At 49.6% G+C, this 2,500-nt stretch carries 9 tRNA genes and 3 rRNA genes (2 of these 12 cut by a window edge); all 12 read left to right on the top strand.

Annotated features, from left to right (window positions below):
• Positions 1 to 960, top strand: a 23S ribosomal RNA gene (locus tag MKZ26_RS15195); it begins 1,972 nt to the left of the window's first position.
• 152 nt (positions 961 to 1,112) lie between these two features.
• Positions 1,113 to 1,228, top strand: a 5S ribosomal RNA gene (gene rrf, locus MKZ26_RS15200).
• A gap of 64 nt (positions 1,229 to 1,292) precedes the next feature.
• Positions 1,293 to 1,368 (top strand) — tRNA-Val (locus tag MKZ26_RS15205).
• Positions 1,369 to 1,393: 25 nt separating this feature from the next.
• Positions 1,394 to 1,469: transfer RNA gene (locus MKZ26_RS15210), tRNA-Thr, on the top strand.
• Between the two features lie 6 nt (positions 1,470 to 1,475).
• Positions 1,476 to 1,551, top strand: a tRNA-Lys gene (locus MKZ26_RS15215).
• 32 nt (positions 1,552 to 1,583) lie between these two features.
• Positions 1,584 to 1,665: transfer RNA gene (locus tag MKZ26_RS15220), tRNA-Leu, on the top strand.
• A gap of 8 nt (positions 1,666 to 1,673) precedes the next feature.
• Positions 1,674 to 1,748: transfer RNA gene (locus tag MKZ26_RS15225), tRNA-Gly, on the top strand.
• A 7-nt stretch (positions 1,749 to 1,755) separates the two neighbouring features.
• Positions 1,756 to 1,844, top strand: a tRNA-Leu gene (locus MKZ26_RS15230).
• A gap of 31 nt (positions 1,845 to 1,875) precedes the next feature.
• A tRNA-Arg gene (locus MKZ26_RS15235) sits at positions 1,876 to 1,952 on the top strand.
• Positions 1,953 to 1,978: 26 nt separating this feature from the next.
• Positions 1,979 to 2,055, top strand: a tRNA-Pro gene (locus MKZ26_RS15240).
• Between the two features lie 48 nt (positions 2,056 to 2,103).
• Positions 2,104 to 2,176, top strand: a tRNA-Ala gene (locus tag MKZ26_RS15245).
• A gap of 169 nt (positions 2,177 to 2,345) precedes the next feature.
• Positions 2,346 to 2,500, top strand: a 16S ribosomal RNA gene (locus MKZ26_RS15250) (it continues 1,397 nt past the right edge of the window).

The raw sequence follows: 2,500 nt of genomic DNA on the forward strand, positions 1-2,500 counted from the left end.
TCCTTGTCGGGTAAGTTCCGACCCGCACGAAAGGCGTAACGATCTGGGCACTGTCTCAACGAGAGACTCGGTGAAATTATAATACCTGTGAAGATGCAGGTTACCCGCGACAGGACGGAAAGACCCCGTGGAGCTTTACTGTAACCTGATATTGAATTCCGGTGCAGCCTGTACAGGATAGGTAGGAGCCTTGGATTCCGGAGCGCTAGCTTCGGATGAGGCGTTGGTGGGATACTACCCTGGCTGTATTGGACTTCTAACCCATGCCCCTTATCGGGGCAGGAGACAGTGTCAGGCGGGCAGTTTGACTGGGGCGGTCGCCTCCTAAAGAGTAACGGAGGCGCCCAAAGGTTCCCTCAGAATGGTTGGACATCATTCGTAGAGTGCAAAGGCATAAGGGAGCTTGACTGCGAGACCTACAAGTCGAGCAGGGTCGAAAGACGGGCTTAGTGATCCGGTGGTTCCGCATGGAAGGGCCATCGCTCAACGGATAAAAGCTACCCCGGGGATAACAGGCTTATCTCCCCCAAGAGTCCACATCGACGGGGAGGTTTGGCACCTCGATGTCGGCTCATCGCATCCTGGGGCTGTAGTCGGTCCCAAGGGTTGGGCTGTTCGCCCATTAAAGCGGTACGCGAGCTGGGTTCAGAACGTCGTGAGACAGTTCGGTCCCTATCCGTCGCGGGCGCAGGAAATTTGAGAGGAGCTGTCCTTAGTACGAGAGGACCGGGATGGACATACCTCTGGTGTACCAGTTGTCTTGCCAAAGGCATCGCTGGGTAGCTATGTATGGACGGGATAAATGCTGAAAGCATCTAAGCATGAAGCCCCCCTCGAGATGAGATTTCCCATTACGCAAGTAAGTAAGATCCCTCAAAGAAGATGAGGTTGATAGGTCTGGGGTGGAAGCACGGCGACGTGTGGAGCTGACGGATACTAATCGATCGAGGACTTAACCAATTTTGAAAAGGGCTTGATTACCCTGATTCATGTAGCACAATGTCTGTTTTATTCAGTTTTGAGCGAATAAGTACCGTTCACAAAAAAAGTACTTGCAATTATATTTCCTATATGATATAATGAATAATGTCTCTTGAGAAAGATGACAAAAGTCTGGTGACGATTGCGAAGAGGTCACACCCGTTCCCATCCCGAACACGGAAGTTAAGCTCTTCAGCGCCGATGGTAGTTGGGGGTTTCCCCCTGTGAGAGTAGGACGTCGCCGGGCTTGTACATTCATTACATAGATGTTCAAAAGGACAAGTAGTTTATTATTATCTAACTTATACCCAGGAGGATTAGCTCAGCTGGGAGAGCACCTGCCTTACAAGCAGGGGGTCGGCGGTTCGAGCCCGTCATCCTCCACCATATTATTTTATAGCGAAATTTATTAGCCGGAGTAGCTCAACTGGTAGAGCAACTGACTTGTAATCAGTAGGTTGAGGGTTCAAGTCCTTTCTCCGGCACCACTTTTCGAGCCATTAGCTCAGTTGGTAGAGCATCTGACTTTTAATCAGAGGGTCGCAGGTTCGAATCCTGCATGGCTCACCATTTTTATGACTTTTCAGTTATAATTTTATATTGCGGGTATGGCGGAACTGGCAGACGCGCTAGACTTAGGATCTAGTGCCTTCGGGCGTGGGGGTTCGACTCCCTTTACCCGCACTTATAATGCGGAAGTAGTTCAGTGGTAGAATACGACCTTGCCAAGGTCGGGGTCGCGGGTTCGAATCCCGTCTTCCGCTCCATTTACATGCCGGGGTGGCGGAACTGGCAGACGCACAGGACTTAAAATCCTGCGGTAGGTGACTACCGTACCGGTTCGATTCCGGTTCTCGGCACCAAATACCAATTTTTTTAACACTATTATTATATGCGCTCGTAGCTCAATTGGATAGAGCACCTGACTACGGATCAGGAGGTTGTGGATTCGACTTCTGCCGGGCGCACCATTATATTTTTAAACTTTATAATTATTCGGGACGTAGCTCAGCTTGGTAGAGCACTTGGTTTGGGACCAAGGGGTCGCAGGTTCGAATCCTGTCTTCCCGACCATTAAGATTTTTAAATAGATTTCTTGTTTAAATAATCCTCAATTATATTGGGGCCTTAGCTCAGCTGGGAGAGCGCCTGCCTTGCACGCAGGAGGTCAGCGGTTCGATCCCGCTAGGCTCCACTTATGAACCTTGAAAACTGAACAGCAAAACGTCAATGAAACACAGCGAAAGTGCTAACGCACTTGAGCAAAACGTTTCTAATTAAATCGGCTTCGGTTGGTTGAAAAGAAACACACACAAGAATCTTCGGATTCGAGTCAGCAAGAAATGAGCTATTCATTTTCTTCTATTATGGAGAGTTTGATCCTGGCTCAGGACGAACGCTGGCGGCATGCCTAATACATGCAAGTCGAGCGGAATGATGAGAGCTTGCTCTCTGATTTTAGCGGCGGACGGGTGAGTAACACGTGGGCAACCTGCCCTACAGATGGGGATAACTCCGG

Origin of the sequence: Sporosarcina sp. FSL K6-6792 (assembly GCF_038004885.1) — a bacterium.
Taxonomy (GTDB): Bacteria; Bacillota; Bacilli; order Bacillales_A; family Planococcaceae; genus Sporosarcina; species Sporosarcina psychrophila.